Source organism: Velazquezella soli (assembly GCF_977018685.1).
Window position 1 is genome coordinate 370,603 of the sequence record NZ_CDRNXF010000005.1, and the last position, 15,062, is coordinate 385,664.

13 protein-coding genes are annotated in these 15,062 nt (G+C 60.7%); 3 read left to right on the forward strand and 10 right to left on the reverse strand.

Annotated features, from left to right (window positions below):
- Window positions 1-5 precede the first annotated feature (5 nt).
- From AC0JZ8_RS22190 to AC0JZ8_RS22200, 3 genes are all read left to right on the forward strand, one after another.
- Window positions 6-890, forward strand: coding sequence for a polysaccharide deacetylase family protein (locus AC0JZ8_RS22190; protein WP_471893587.1), 885 nt, complete (start codon window positions 6-8; stop codon window positions 888-890).
- Complete coding sequence (locus AC0JZ8_RS22195; RefSeq protein WP_471893588.1) at window positions 883-1,638, forward strand: SDR family NAD(P)-dependent oxidoreductase; 756 nt, start codon at window positions 883-885, stop codon at window positions 1,636-1,638. Before AC0JZ8_RS22190 ends, AC0JZ8_RS22195 begins: the two co-directional genes overlap by 8 nt.
- Before the next feature lie 285 nt (window positions 1,639-1,923).
- On the forward strand, window positions 1,924-2,853 hold the full coding sequence (locus tag AC0JZ8_RS22200) for a LysR family transcriptional regulator (RefSeq protein WP_471893589.1): 930 nt from the start codon (window positions 1,924-1,926) through the stop codon (window positions 2,851-2,853).
- Window positions 2,854-2,859: 6 nt separating this feature from the next.
- Here AC0JZ8_RS22200 and AC0JZ8_RS22205 read toward each other — a convergent pair whose 3' ends face one another.
- From AC0JZ8_RS22205 to pip, 10 genes are all read right to left on the reverse strand, one after another.
- On the reverse strand, window positions 2,860-4,218 hold the full coding sequence (locus AC0JZ8_RS22205) for an MmgE/PrpD family protein (protein WP_471893590.1): 1,359 nt from the start codon (window positions 4,216-4,218) through the stop codon (window positions 2,860-2,862).
- A 94-nt stretch (window positions 4,219-4,312) separates the two neighbouring features.
- Window positions 4,313-5,323, reverse strand: coding sequence for a serine hydrolase domain-containing protein (locus AC0JZ8_RS22210; RefSeq protein ID WP_471893591.1), 1,011 nt, complete (start codon window positions 5,321-5,323; stop codon window positions 4,313-4,315).
- A complete protein-coding gene (locus AC0JZ8_RS22215; protein WP_471893592.1) occupies window positions 5,320-6,105 on the reverse strand; it encodes an ABC transporter ATP-binding protein in 786 nt (261 codons plus the stop codon). The genes AC0JZ8_RS22210 and AC0JZ8_RS22215 overlap by 4 nt, the downstream gene beginning before the upstream one ends.
- A complete protein-coding gene (locus tag AC0JZ8_RS22220; RefSeq protein ID WP_471893593.1) occupies window positions 6,102-6,968 on the reverse strand; it encodes an ABC transporter ATP-binding protein in 867 nt (288 codons plus the stop codon). Before AC0JZ8_RS22220 ends, AC0JZ8_RS22215 begins: the two co-directional genes overlap by 4 nt.
- A complete protein-coding gene (gene nikC / locus AC0JZ8_RS22225; protein WP_092663178.1) occupies window positions 6,961-7,905 on the reverse strand; it encodes a nickel transporter permease in 945 nt (314 codons plus the stop codon). Before nikC ends, AC0JZ8_RS22220 begins: the two co-directional genes overlap by 8 nt.
- 7 nt (window positions 7,906-7,912) lie before the next feature.
- Window positions 7,913-8,989: an ABC transporter permease gene (locus AC0JZ8_RS22230; RefSeq protein WP_471893594.1), complete on the reverse strand. Its 1,077-nt coding sequence runs from the start codon at window positions 8,987-8,989 to the stop codon at window positions 7,913-7,915.
- Between the two features lie 11 nt (window positions 8,990-9,000).
- Window positions 9,001-10,617: an ABC transporter substrate-binding protein gene (locus tag AC0JZ8_RS22235; RefSeq protein ID WP_471893595.1), complete on the reverse strand. Its 1,617-nt coding sequence runs from the start codon at window positions 10,615-10,617 to the stop codon at window positions 9,001-9,003.
- Between the two features lie 76 nt (window positions 10,618-10,693).
- Entirely contained in the window at window positions 10,694-12,124 is a 1,431-nt protein-coding gene (locus AC0JZ8_RS22240; RefSeq protein ID WP_430245542.1) for a M20 family metallopeptidase, read from the reverse strand.
- Window positions 12,125-12,151: 27 nt separating this feature from the next.
- Complete coding sequence (locus tag AC0JZ8_RS22245; protein WP_471893596.1) at window positions 12,152-13,960, reverse strand: S9 family peptidase; 1,809 nt, start codon at window positions 13,958-13,960, stop codon at window positions 12,152-12,154.
- Window positions 13,957-14,943 (reverse strand): prolyl aminopeptidase, encoded by a 987-nt coding sequence (gene pip / locus AC0JZ8_RS22250; RefSeq protein WP_471893597.1) that lies wholly within the window; start codon window positions 14,941-14,943, stop codon window positions 13,957-13,959. Before pip ends, AC0JZ8_RS22245 begins: the two co-directional genes overlap by 4 nt.
- Window positions 14,944-15,062: the final 119 nt, after the last annotated feature.

Consider the following 15,062-nt stretch of genomic DNA (forward strand, 5'->3'; position numbering starts at 1 on the left):
GGGATATGGAACCCTGGGAATGGGACGAAGCGACCTGGCGCGGCAAGGTCGACAAGGTGCGGGCCGGCCGTTCGCTGAAGCCGAAGACCTGGAAGAATGGCGCCCGCTGCGCCGTCGCACTCTCTTTCGACAGCGACCATGAGACCAACGAACTGCGCGACGGCGGCGTATCCATCGGTCGCCTGTCATGGGGCCAGTACGGCAATCGCCGGGGCGTGCCGCGCATTCTGGAAACGCTGAAGGCGGCAGACGTGCCCGCCACCTTCTTCGTGCCGGCGGTTGCCGCCCTCCTCCATCCGGAGGAGCAGAAACGAGTCATCGCCGAGGGCCACGAGATCGGCCTGCATGGCTGGATCCACGAGGTGAACACGCAGGTTCCGCCGGAGAAGGAACGCGAACTGCATCTGCGCGCCGCCGATACGCTGGAAAAGATCACCGGCGTCCGTGCCGTCGGCATGCGCACCCCTTCCTGGGATTTCTCCGCCGTGACGCTGGAGATCGAACGCGAACTGGGTCTACTCTACGATTCATCCTTGATGGCCGATGACGATCCCTATGAATTGGTCGAGAATGGCGTACCGACCGGCATGGTCGAGCTACCGGTCGAGTGGATCCGCGACGACGCCGTCTATTTCAACATGAACCGGTTTACCGCCCACCGCCCCTACACGCCGCCGCCGGCCGTGCTCGATATCTTCAAGCGCGAGTTCGACCGTGCCTATCAGGAAGGCGGCCTGTTTCTGCTCACCATGCATCCGCATGTCTCCGGTTACCGCTCGCGCATCTTCATCCTCGAAGAGCTGATCCGGCACATCACGCAGCACGACGACGTATGGTTCGGCACCCATGCCGACATTGCCCGCTTTGCCAAGGAGAATGCCGATGGCTGACACGACACGCAAAGTGGCTCTCGTCACCGGTGGCGGACGCGGCATCGGTCGCGCCTGCGCGCTGGATCTGGCAAAGCACGGTTTCGATATCGTGCTAGTCGACCTGATCGAGGACGATCTGGCTCGCACCGCCGGCGAAATTGCCGATCTCGGCCACCAGGCACTGACCTTCGTCGCCGACGTGCGCGACTACCGACGCGCCGCTGAGATCGTCGCCGAAGTCGATGCGCACTGGGGCCGTATCGACGTGCTGTTCAACAATGCCGGAAAGCCGATGCCGAAGGGGATCGAGGAGATCACCGAGGACGAGTTCGACACGACGATCGATATCAATCTCAAGGGTGCCTTCAATTATATCCAGCCGACCGTACCCCTTATGCGCCGCAACGGCGGCGGCCGGATCATCAATATGTCGTCGATGAACGCCCACACCGGTGGCGTGACCAGCGCTGTCAGCAAATTCGCCTATACATCAGCCAAGGCCGGCATTCTCGGCATGACCCGGGCGCTCGCCAAGGAACTCGCCCCCGAAATCGTCGTCAACGCCATCTGCCCGGGTGTGATCAAGACGGAACGCTCGAACGCCATGATCGACGCCCGAGAAGCCCAACTCGCCGCCGGCATTGCTATGAAGCGCGTCGGCACGCCACAGGATGTGGCAAGCGTGGTCACCTTCCTCGCGACATCGGAGCCGAACTTCCTCACGGGACAAGACATCCAGATCGACGGGATGCAGTGGGTACGGTGAGGTAGACACGCGTAGCGGCGGCTCGACTGGCCAGTAGGGTGGTGATTGTTTCTGGTCGCAGGATCGACCATCATCCGCCCTGCAAAAAGCTGGGCAGAGGCCCTTAAAGTTCCGCTATCGCATCGAACATCGAATGACGGCGTCTACCTTCAATCAACTTTCAACCTGTCAGCACTTGATCGACACAGCAGATAGCGGAGGTGGCCTTGATCGCCGAATGTAACCGCTTGCCGGTCGCGAGGCGCCGTGTAATGGTTTGTTTGGAAAGCAATACAGAGGTTTTCTATGGAAGTCAGATGGTTAGAGGACTTCCTGTCTCTCGGCCATTTCTTGAACTTTACGGCCGCAGCCAAGGACAGGAATATCACACAGTCAGCCCTCAGCCGCCGCATCATGCAGCTTGAGCGATGGGCGGGACTGACGCTGGTCGATCGCTCGACCTATCCGGTGCGGCTTACACCGGCCGGCGAAAGCTTTCTGCCGCGGGCTCGCAAGGCAGTCGATACAATTTCCTCGCTGCGCGAGGATACGCTGCGAACTCACAGCGCTCCTGAAGAAGTAGTTTCCTTCGCAACGATGAGTACTCTGGTCCTAACATTCTTCCCGCTCTGGATGGAGAAGGTCGAGGCACTGGGGGAGCCGTTCCGGACGCGGTTTTCGGAAGCCTATTCCTCATTTTCCGGAAATGTCTCCAAGCTGCTCCGCAACGAATGCGATTTCCTTCTGACCTATGCGCATGAAAGCGTGCCGGCGATCCGCGATCTCGCGGAGCACCCCTATCTGACGCTGGGCTCGGAACGCGTGATTGCCATTTCCGCCCCGGACGAGGCAGGTAAGCCGATCCACCCACTCACGATCGGCGGGGCGCCGGTGAATTATCTCAGCTATCGGGACAGTTCGTTCTTTGCGCAGGCACTGCCACAAGCGATCTTCGAAAGAGCACCTTTCCAACTCAATACCGTTTACGAGAACGCCATGTCCGCTGCCCTCAAGGCCATGGCCGTTGCGGGCCATGGTGTGGCTTGGATTCCGGAGAGTCTTGCCGTCAACGAGCTCAAGAACAGGCAACTCGTGAGAGCTGCCGATCCTGCCTATGATATGATCGTTGAGATCAGGCTCTACCGCTCCTTCCGGCTACGATGCAAAAGCGTTGGCCGGTTCTGGAGCCGGGCGGAGGCGGTCGGCATGCTCGCCGACCGGGTTGCGCTGCCATAAACGGCCTCAGGCAGCCGTGGCACGGCGATCAAAAAGCAACTCCAGAAATTTCAGGTCGGGCTGATCGTCAAGCTGATCGAGTTTTGCCTGGATGAGGTCGATATCCTCGAGATCATCCAGGCAGTTGCTGATCTTTGCTCGACGCGCATCACCGGAGAAGGGATCGGCGAGACCGCCGCGCGCGGCTGCGCGTTGTGTTTCCAGCACCTTTCCGTCTGCGAGTGTTATCTTCAGCCTGTGCGGTAGACTGGATTTGGCGGCAGCCTCCTCCTCAGCGCTGTAGTGTGTCATGGATATCTTCGCCAGCAGCGGATCGCTTGCAAAACGTCCGATCGCAGCGGGCGTAAAATCCGACAGAGATAGCGTCTTCCGGCGGAGCGCCAAGGCCAGGCAGTATTGCATGGAAAACCGCGCCTGCATCTCGTCCCTCGGCTCCGGATAGGCAAGGTTTCGGTAATTTGCGATGCCGACATGGCATTCGGCCGAGACAATTTCGTCGATGTCGAATTGCTCCGTCTGCATCAGGTCGAGGGCCGCATCGATTATTATGTGTGTCGAACCGCAGCATGGATGCATTTTCGGCATTACACCTGATGTTTCGATTGTGTGTTCTTTTGTCTGGACGATATGATCAGTGTCGTATCCGAGAGGCTGGATGCCACCGAACATTTCGAGGAAGCCTTGCTCGCCTTCGAGAATATCGAGGCGGCCGCGTAGTCCTTGCGCCGCGAGCAAAGCGGCCTCCACGGCATTCCGTGCCGCCATGCCGGCGTGGAAGGGTTTGACCGGCGTGCCGAACTGGCCCTTTGTGCCAGACGCCATGCTGGCGCCCAGCGACAGGGCCCGCGCGATACCGGCGGCATCGAGCCCCAGCAGCGTCGCGACGCCGGCAGCCGTGCCGATGCTGCCGACGGTCGAGGTCCCGTGCCATCCGGCGGTGTAATGGGAACCCGCGACACCACTCCCCACAAATGCCTGTGCCTGTAGCGCAACGAGATAGGCATCCAACAGCATGCGGCCACTCGCGCTCACGCGATCGGCAACGGCCAGCAATGCCGGTAAGATGACTGCCGACGCGTGGCTCATGCCCGGGCGGAAATTGTCGTCGTAGTCGAGTGCGTGTGCCGCTGTCCCATTGACCAAAGCCGCGACGGATGGCGAATGCCGCCCACCGGTGACGAGTGCTGCCTCTCCGTCCGATTGCCGTCCGAACGCATCGGCAACGGCACGCGTGCTCATGTCGTTGCGACCAGCGTAAAGGCAGGCGAGCGTATCGACGATCGCGTCGCGCGCCAGACGGCGGGCCGTGTCGCTGCTGGTCGGTGGTGACCAGCACCAGTTCGATATGGTTTCGATGACGGTCATGTTGGAAGGCCCGTTGCTGGAAATGGGAAAGCAATCCTTTTCGCGCCGAGGAGCGCATTTCAGGACGAGGTATCGTGGGGCGGTGGAGATGCGATCAGGACGTATTGCTCATGGCTGCAAGAAGCAGACGCAACAATTTCCCCATGCCGAAACGCGTGACCTCACGCCCTTGTATTTCGGTGTCGACGCGATGGACGACCACCATGTCGAGTGCCGGGATGACGAGGCAATAATGGCCGCCGGCACCCATTGCCGCGTAACTTCCTTTCGGCGTCACAACGCCCGGCAGAAAGACGCCTTCCCGCTCCAGCCACCACATATAGCCATAACCACCATGCGTGCCGGCATGCGAGTAAGGCATGACGCATTGCTGGGCCCAACCGGGTGGCAGAACCGACGCGCCGTTCCACACGCCCTGCTGCAGATACAGCTGTCCGAAACGTGCGAGATCTCTGCTCGACATGCGAAACGGATAGGCGCGGTGCTCGCTGATGTCGAAGCTTTCGTGCCAGCCATCCGGCTCATCGCCTGCAAGCGTGAGATCCTGCATGCCGATCGGTCCAGCGATCCGGCGCGCGAATGCCTCGTGCACGGTTTCGCCCATCAGCGTCTCGAAGATCGTGCCGAGGGCGTTGAAATCCCAGTTGTTGTAGCACCAGAACGTTCCCGGCGCGTGCGAGTGGCGTGGCTCCTTGATGCGCCGCATCCAGGGCGTCTCGTATCCGGCAGGGTGATAGATGCCGGAGCGTGCCGTCAGGAGGTCATAGACCGTTGCCTGCCTTTCTATATCGCTCAGGCCTTCGCGGTCGTTGATGCCGAGATGTTCGAGCGTCGCGGAAAGATCGATCCGCCCTTGCTCGACCTCGAAGCCGATCAGGGCGGCGAGGAAGCTCTTGCGCATCGAATGGCAGAGAAATTTGCGGTCCGGTTCGCCAAGCGACAGAACCAGCTTTCCATGCCTAACGACGAGAAGCATGTCGGTCGCCTGGGTTGCCGCAAAGGCACGCAACACATCGAGACCATTGCCATCGAATCCCGCCTCGGTCTCGCTCCCGTGCCATTCCCACTCGTTGCCTGGATTGGCGACGGACGAGGCAGCGCTCATGCCGCCACCTCCAGAGAGCGGGCAACGGCCTCAACACTCGCCTGAAGGAACTCCCGCGTATAGTCTTCCTTCGCTTCGGACTGTCGGATCTGCTGCGACGTCAGCTCCTCGAGGATACGCCCCTTGTACATCATGCCGGCGCGCTCGCAGATATGAGCGATAACGGCGAGGTCGTGGCTGACCATCAGATAGGTAAGGTTTCGCTCGCTCCGCAGACGCTTCAGGAGATTGAGGATTTCCGCCTGCACCGAGACGTCGAGTGCGGAGGTCGGTTCGTCGAGCAGCAGGATTTCCGGTTCAACGATCAGCGCCCGCGCGATCGCCACACGCTGGCGCTGGCCACCCGAAAGCTCGTGTGGATAGCGATACCGGAAGGACGCACCAAGGCCAACGGCATCGAGCGTCTCAGCGATGCGTTCGGAATGTCGATCGAAGCCGTGGATGCGCAACGGTTCCGACAAAACCTTTTCGACGATCTTGCGCGGATGAAGCGAGCCATAGGGATCCTGAAAAACCATTTGCGCGCGGCGGAAGAAATCCTTGCTGCGCTTCTTCGGCAGCTCGCGATCGGCAAGCGTCAAAGCGCCGTGGTAATCGCTGTTGAGGCCCGACAATGCCCTCAGAATGGTCGACTTGCCGCAGCCGGATTCACCGATCAGGCCATAGGCTTCGCCTTTTGCGATCCGGAACGAAACGTCGTCGACAACGCGGTTGCGCGCATGGTGCGGGCCGAAGCTGATGGAGAGACCGATCGCCTCGATAAGGGGTCTTGCTGCGATCATGCCAGAACTCCATTGCGATAGACAGGACCATCGAGCCAGTCGGGATCTCGTACCGGCACCGTCAGTTCGTCTGCCTCGACATCAAGCCGCGGAAGGCTTTTCAGCAGGGCTTGCGTGTAGGGGTGCTGCGCCTTGTGCAGGTCCTTCGCCGGCAGGTCTTCCATGATGCGACCGGCATACATGACCAGTACCCGATCGCAGAAATCCGCCACGAGGTTAAGGTCGTGGCTGATGAACATCAGGCCGGTGCCGCGGCGCGTTACCAGTTCATCCAGAATGGTCAACACCTGACGGCGGACCGTCACGTCGAGGGCGGAGGTCGGCTCGTCCGCGATGATCAGGTCCGGCTCGGGGATCAGCATCATGGCAATCATGACGCGTTGGCCCATGCCCCCGGAGACTTCATGCGGATAGAGCTTGAAGACACGTTCCGGATCCCGGATCTGCACCGATTCCAGCATGGCGAGCGCCTTGGCCTTCGCTTCCGCTTTCGGCGAATTGTGATGCAGGCGGTACGCTTCGACGATCTGCTGGCCGATGCGCATCAATGGGTTGAGCGAGTATTTCGGGTCCTGCAGGATCATCGAAATGCGGTTGCCGCGGATCTTTCGCATATCCCTTTCGCTGGCTGCGAGCAGATCGGTATCCTTGAAGCGCATATGGCTGGCGGTGATCTTCGCGACTTTCGGCGTCAGCTTCAAAAGGGCGCGGCCGGTCTGTGACTTGCCGGATCCGGACTCGCCGACGATGCCGACCTTTTCCCGGCCGATGGTAAAGGACAGTCCGCGCACGGCATCGAAGCTGCGTTGCGGGGTCTCGAAGCGGATCGTCAGATCCTTGACGTCGATCAGCGGCTTATCCATTGCGGGGATCCAATACGTCGCGCAGGCCATCGCCCAACAGGTTGAAGGCAAGGCTGGTGATGAGGATGGCGGTGCCGGGAATGGCGGCGATCCACCAGCTGGTCATCACGAATTCGCGGCCGGATGACAGCATCGTGCCCCATTCGGGGCTCGGTGGCTGGGCGCCGAGACCGAGAAAGCCAAGGCCCGCCGCCGTCAGGATGATCGCTGCCATGTTGAGGGTGACGCGCACCACGACCGAAGGAATGCACATCGGCATAATGTGGCTGAAGATGATGCGAAGGCTGGATGCGCCCTGAAGGCGTACGGCGGCGATATAGTCCGAGTGCCGAACGGTAAGCGTTTCGGCACGGGCAAGGCGGGCGATCGGCGGCCATGAGGCGAGCGAAATGGCAATGATCGCATTCTCGATGCCAGGACCAAGCGCTGCGACGAAGGCAAGCGCGAGGATGAGGTTGGGGAAAGCGAGAAACACATCGACGATGCGCATCAGGACCGTATCCACCCAGCCGCCGAGATAGCCCGCGGTGGTGCCGACGATAAGCCCGATTGGTGCGACGATGACAGTGGTCAAAAGCGCGATATAGAGGGTGATGCGGGCGCCGAACAAAAGCCGGCTGTAGACGTCGCGGCCGAGTTCGTCCGTTCCCAGCCAATGCTGCGCGGATGGTGCGAGCAAGCGTGCCGCGAGGTTCTGATCATAGATGTCGTGCGTCGCGAGAAGCGGTGCAAACGTCGCTGCGATCAGCAGGAAGACGATAACGCACAATCCGAACAGGGCGGAACCATTGGCGCGCAACCGCCTCCATTGCAGCCACAGTTGCTGCATGCGGGCATGCGAGGGCGAGGTCGGAACCGGTGCGCGCAGCCAGGCGCCAAGTCCCGTTCGGGCATTGGCGGGCAGCGCGGTCGAAGGGGTGATGGCTTTGTCAGTCATGGCGGCCTCAGCGGGTTCTGGGGTCGAAGACGCGATAGAGAAGATCGCAGATCAGGTTGAGCGTCACGAAGATGACACCGACGAGAAGCGAGCAGCCAACCACGGCATTCATATCACCGACGAGAAGTGCGTTGGTGAGGTAGCGGCCGAAGCCTGGCCAGGCGAACACCGTTTCCGTCAGCACCGCACCCTCGAGCAGGAAGGCGTAGGAGAGCGCAACGACGGTCATGACCTGAACCGCGACATTGCGGAAGGCATGGATCCAGACGGTTCTCGCCCAGGACAGGCCTTTGACACGCGCGGTGACGATATATTCCTGGCTCAGCTGCTCGATCATGAAGCTGCGCGTCATGCGGCTGATATAGGCAAGCGCGCCAAAGCCGAGGATCGAAGCCGGCAGGATGATGTGGCCGAAGGCATTGCGAAACACTTCCCAATTGCCGACGAGCGCCGTGTCGATCAGGTAGAAGCCCGTGATCGGCTCGATATCGAATTCGTAGATGAAATCGATACGACCGGGCCCGCCGATCCAGCCGAGCGTCGCGTAAAACAGCACCAATCCCATAAGGCCGAGCCAGAAATTCGGGGCCGAATAACCGATCAGGCCCGTGAAGCGGATGACGTTGTCGAGCCAGGAATTACGGTACATGGCAGACAGGACACCAGCCGGAATCCCGAGGCCTGTCCCCATGATGATCGACAGCGTGGCAAGCTCGATCGTTGCCGGGAAGACGCGCGCGATATCGTCGATCACGGGCTTGCCCGTCGTCAGTGCGTCGCCGAAATCGAGAACCACGATGCCCTTGAGATAGACACCGAACTGGTACCAGAGCGGTTTATCCATGCCGAGCGCCGCCGACATCTTCTCATACGCCTCCTGCGTGGCATTATCGCCGAGGATGGAGGCAACCGGGTCGATCGGCAGCATTCTGCCGATGAAAAATGTGAGCGCCGCGAGGCCAAAAAGGGTGACGAAGACCGGTAGCAGCGTCTTGCCCAGAATGCTGAGCACGACGAGGACCGGATTAGGCTTCGTACCGTTCCCCGCATCGCTGCGGGGAACCGAGTGGGTGATGTCCGCCATGATGACTCGCCCTACTTGGAGGCCATATCGTAGTAGACGCGGAAACCGTTCCAGGTCCAGTTCTGAACCTTATCGCTGATGCCGAGGATATTATACATCTGGAACATGATCGCCGACGGCCCCTGCTGCATCGTGTCCTTCTGCAGCTGGTAGTAGATCTGGTTGCGCTTTTCCGGATCGCCTTCGAGAAGCGCCTCCTTGATCCGCTTGTTGAAGTCTTCGTTCTGGTAGGCTGAGCGCCAGGCCGGAATCTGCGTCAGCTTGGCTTCCGGGCGGTTGTCCGGATTGTAGATCAGGCGCGAGGCGTTGCCGTGCGCATCCGGTACACTGGTCTGCCAGGCGAGCATTCCAGTCTGGAATTCGCGGCCACGAATACGGGCAAACAACTGAGAATTGGCCATGCGCTCAAGGTTCAGTTTAACCCCGACCTTGGAGGCGTTCTGCTGGATGCTCTGCGCGATCGGCGCCGAGTGCGGCAGCGTGCCGATCAGCACGTTTGCCTCGAAGCCATTGGGATAGCCGGCTTCAGTCAGAAGCGCCTTGGCCTTTTCGATATCGAGCTTGAAGGGCTGGCCTTGTTCGGCATCGAGCGCACCGGTGGCGCCGAGCTGTGCAAAGCTTGCACGCGGCACGCCGAGATATTTCATCACCGACTTGCCAAGGCCGTCATAGTCGATCAGGTACCGCATCGCGAGGCGCACCTTCTCGTCCTTGAAAACCGGATCGAGCGCATTGAAAGTCCAGAAAAACAGCTGCGGCTTCAGGACACGTTCGACCTTCAGGCCGGGCTTGCCGTCGAGATCGGCCAGATCGTCCGGCGACAGGTCACGGGCGATATCGACGTCACCCTTCTGGAGCAGCAGGCGCTGGGTGCCCGGCTCGGCGACGTGGCGAATGAGCACGCGCTTGAGCTTGGCCGCCTTGCCGTAATAATCGTCGTTGGCTTGGAGTACGATAGATTCACCGGCATTCCATTGCACGAGTTTGTAAGGCCCGACGCAGGCGGTGTTGGTGGCAAGATACTTGTTGCCGAAATCGCCGTTGACTTCGTTCTTGGTCAGCGTCGCCTGATCCAGCAGCGCCGAAACGCGGTTCGCACCGATCGCCTGCAGGATGAGGTTGGTCGGATAGGGGTTGTCGAGCGTCAGGACAAGCGTGTTGTCATCCTTGGCAACGATACGGTCCTTCACCGTGTCCTTGGTGAAGCCGTATTCGGTCAGCGTCGCGGCGTTGCCGTAACCCAGCATCACGACGCGCTGCATTGACCAGGCGAGCTCCTTCGCAGTGGCGGCTTCGCCGCTCGGGAACTTCATGCCTTCATTGAGGTGGAAGGTGATCTGCTTGCGATCCTCAGACACGTCCCAGCTTTTCGCAAGCAGCGGCATGACCTTGGATTCATCCTTGGGATCGAAGTCGACAAGCGAGTCGCACGTGTTCTGCAGAAGCTCGTTGGTGACGACCTCGCCGACCTGAGCCGGATCGAACGTGCTGATCGCATCGACATTCCATGCCATGACAAGTGCCGAAGCCGGCGTCGCAGCGTGGGTAGGCAGAGCAATCGAGGTGAGCAATGCAGCGGCAGTGGCGGCAATCGCCCTCTTATGCTTGGCAAAGTGTTTCGTCATCATGCTTTCAGTTCCCCGGTTTTTGAATCTTGAACGCTGATTTCAGGCCGAGGGCTTTTCCGCCCCCGGCAGTTGGATCTCAGGCAGCCTCTTTCGGGCGTGGCTGAAGCGGCGGATTGACGTCTTCCGGGATCGGGCAGACGTATGCCGTCTTGCCCAGGCGCGCCTGATGGTCGGCCTTGGCGGCTGCCAGCAGTTCCGCGTCTTCCAGAAGATCGATCGCCGTGCCGGCCATCATCTTGGCGGCATGGGTCATGCCCTTGTGCGCGGCCGGCGTCTTGCCCTGCGCCGTCACCTGCCAGGAATGACCCGGCGTGCCGATGGCAATCGTCGCCGTATGGGCTTGGACGGTCGGCATGATCCAGCTGACATCGCCGACATCGGTAGAACCGATCATCGGCTCGCCTTGGACATCGAGCGGCACGATGAAATCACAAAGCGGCGTTTCCTCGCGGCGCGGCAGGCCGGTGCGCAGATAGGCGTTGTCGATATCATCATCGCTCAACGTCGCCTGGATTTCAGCGGCAAACGCCTTGTCGGCGGCGTCGAAAGGCACAGGGCCAAGCCGTTCGAGAATGCGCTGCATCGCCTCTTCCAGCGGCCGGTTGCCGAGCAGATTGGAGACCGCGCTCATGATGGAGATTTCGACCGTCGTGTCGGTCATCATCGCCGCACCATGTGCCACGCGCTTCACGCGTTCGTTGAGGTCGAGCATGCCCTTGAGGTCACGGGACCGGATGGCGTAACGCACGGCTGACTTCGCCTGCACGACGTTCGGCGCGATGCCGCCGGAATCGAGCATGGCATAGTGGATACGGCTGGATTCCGGCACGTGTTCGCGCAGGTAGTTGACGCCGACATTCATCAGTTCGACGGCATCGAGCGCCGATCGGCCGAGGTGAGGTGCTGCGGCGGCGTGCGAGGCGCGGCCGGTAAAGCGGAAATCCATGCGCGTATTGGCAAGCGACTGCGCGCGGGCGACTTCGGTGAAGGCACTCGGGTGCCAGGTGATCGCCGCGTCGACGCCATCGAAAGCACCTTCGCGTGCCATGAAGGACTTTGCCGCACCGCCTTCTTCAGCCGGGCAGCCGTAATACCGGACACGGCCCGGCGTGCCGGATTTCTCCAGCCAATCCTTGATCGCCGTCGCGGCAAGCATGGCGGCAGAGCCGAGGAGATTGTGACCGCAGCCATGGCCGTGACCGTTACCCGGCAGGGGTTTCGGCTCGGCGATCCCTGCTTCCTGGCTGAGGCCCGGAAGCGCATCGTATTCGCCGAGGATGGCGATGATCGGTCCACCCTCCCCCGCTTCGCCCATCACGGCCGTCGGAATGCCAGCGACATTCTCGGTGACCCGGAATCCCTGCTCGCGCAGCATGGCTGCGTGCTCGGCAACAGACGCATATTCGGTATAGGCGATTTCAGGCATTCCCCAGACGCGGTCGCTGAGCGCTTCGAATTCCGCCTTGTGTTCGTCGACGAGATCCCAGATCGGCTCACTGTTCTGCATGGTAAAAATTCTCCAAGAAGGCTGCTGTTAAAGGTGTTTCTGTAGAAAACGGGCGAAAGCGGAAAACACGGTGCGGCGGTTCTCGAGCCGGGCGAAACCATGCCCCTCGTGATCGATCCGCAGATAGTCGCAGTCATGTCCAAGGCCGCTCAGGCAGGAATAGACGTCTTCGCTCTGGCCCATCGGCACGCGCGGATCGCGGTTGGCATGGACGATCAGCAAGGGTGCCTTCATCCGGTCGATGCGGTTGATCGGCGAGAACCGCTCCAGTGTTTCGCGCATCACAGTCGGATCGCCATACTCGGCAACCCGCTGCTGCCGTCCCCAGGGGCCGGTTGCGCGCAGATGGGTGAGGAAGTTGCCGACGCCGTAAAAATCCACGCCGAGCGACCAGAGGTCCGGATCTTCCGTCAACGCCGAAAGCACCATGAACCCGCCATAGGAGCGGCCGAACACGCCGATGCGATCGTCATCGACGTCCTCGCGGGCGCCGATCGCCAGCCTGATCGCCCGCAGGTCGGACACGGTATCCATCCGGTTTTCGCGATCGTCGAGTTGATGGAAGATGCGGCCATAACCGGTGCTGCCGCGAATGTTTGGGGCAACGACCATGACGCCCTGGCTCAGCAAGAACTGGACGTCAGCGCGAAAATCCGGACGCCACTGCATCTCCGGGCCGCCATGCACGATGAACAGCACGGGGTATCCCAGCAACGGAGGCGGCGACGCCGGAACGTAGACACACGCCGGGATCAAGCGGCCATCGAAGCTCTCGAACCGCTCGACAACCGGTTCGATAAAGGCGCCGCCATCGAAGCCGTTCGTCTGCGGCGCCACCAGTTGGTCGAACTGGCCAGTCGCGAGGTCGACCTTCCAGAGAGATGAGGGCTTCGACGCACTTTCCAGGGGGAAGACGAGCGACCGACCATCAGGCGTAAAGGCGACAGAGGTAATGACGCCGGTGGGTTGGTGGTCGAAACGGATCAGATTGCCACCATCGCGATCTGCAATACCGATCCGGCTCCAGCCATCCTCGTTGACCACTAAAGCGATGCGGTCCCGGCCGGGAGACAATGCCATCGCCTCTATATCGCGCCCCGCGAACTCCAGCACCGGCGTGATCTCGCCGCCATCGGCCGAAAAACGAGAGATGGCCATGAAGTCGCGGTTCTGATCGCTGATTGTCAGTCCACCGGTGCCATCCTTGAAAAGCCGGGCGGCAAGATAGCGAGCCTTGCCGTCATGCGGCATCAGCGGCGCAAGAGAGCCGGTGGCGATATCGAGACGATAAATGTCCTGGTCGTTGCCGGAGCGCAGGGATTCGCGCAGCAGGAGCGACTGTCCGTCAGGCATAAACGCAAGAACTTCTCGCATGCCACTGCCGACATGGACAACCTTCGTTTCGCGGCTCGCGATGTCGGTGACGTGGACGTCCATGTCATAGGGTGAACGAGCGTTGGAAGTATACGCAATACGCGTTCCCTCAGGCGACCAGGCTCCCCAAAGATGCACCACGGTCGTGGCGGATGTCAGCGCAACAGGCTCTGCCGTCAGGTCCGTGAGCAGCCAGAGCTGATGACGCTCATCGCCGCCACAATCCATTGTGAAGAGGATTTGCGGTCCCTTCGGGTTGAAGGCAAAAGCCCCGATGGGTTCCGGCATTTCAGTCAGCTGACGTGCCTGCCCTCCCGCAAATGGACGGATCCAGATCTGGTGAAACCCGGTGGCGTCCGATAAATATGCAAGCCACTGCCCATCAGGTGATACCGCCGGCGATTTGACGGAGCCGATCCCGATGAATGGCAGGATCGCGGATGCGTCGATCGTTCTCGTCATCGATGGTTATGCTCCAGATTTTGGTCCCGGTTGTCGGCCAGCTGGTGCGACAGCCTCTCGGATGCGGCCTTGAGCTCGTCGAAGAGCGGGCCTTTGGTCGACTGGTGGTTGGCTTCCGTAACGATGGTGAAGCCGGCTTCGGGCCAGGCTCGATGCAGCCGCCACGCTGAAAGCATCGGCGTCACCGTGTCGTAGCGGCCATGCACGATCTGGCAGGGAAGATGCCGGATGCGGTCGATATCGACGAGCAGCTGCCCCGGCTTCAGAAACGCACCGTTGACGCAGTAGTGGGTGAAGATGCGGGCGACGGCGAGGGCCGCCTTGGGATCCATTAGGGCGGCGACATGGGCAGGATCCGGCAGGAACGTCTGCGTCTTCGCTGAAAAGCCGCGGAGGCTCAGTGCGGCGGCGGCTTCCACCTGCGGGTTTCCGCTCGTCAGGCGGCGGTGGTATGCCGATAGCAGGTCACCGCGTTCGTTTTCCGGAATGAAGTCCGCGAACTCCTCCCATTCCTCGGGAAAGATCGAGCGGACACCGTTAAACCACCAGTCGATATCGTCCGGGCCGGCCAGGAAAATTCCGTGCAGGCGAAAGCCGAGGCACCGTTGCGGATACGCCTGTCCATAGGCAAGTGCCAGGCAGCTGCCCCAGGAACCGCCGGCGACCACCCACCGTTCGATACCGAGCGCCGTGCGGACACCCTCAATATCTTCGATCAACGCATCGGTCGTGTTTCCGGTAAGCTCGGCATGAGGGGTAGATTTCCCTGCGCCCCGCTGATCGAAAGTGATGATGCGGAACGCAGAGGCATCGAATGTCTTGATCTGCTGTGGCGAGATGCCGGCACCTGGCCCTCCATGCAGGATGACGACCGGAACACCGTCTTTGCTCCCGAATTCCTCGACATGCAGGACATGCATTTCGTCAGCTTGCACGAGATAGGTAAGGGGCTGTTGGCTTTGAGGCATTTCGATAAGCACCACGACAACGTCCAATATGCATAAAATTTATGCATGTATAAGATTTAATCATGATGTCGCGGAGAGACAGACACGTCCAATGAAAATTGGTGATGGGCCATTCCAAAGCGGAATAGTTCTAC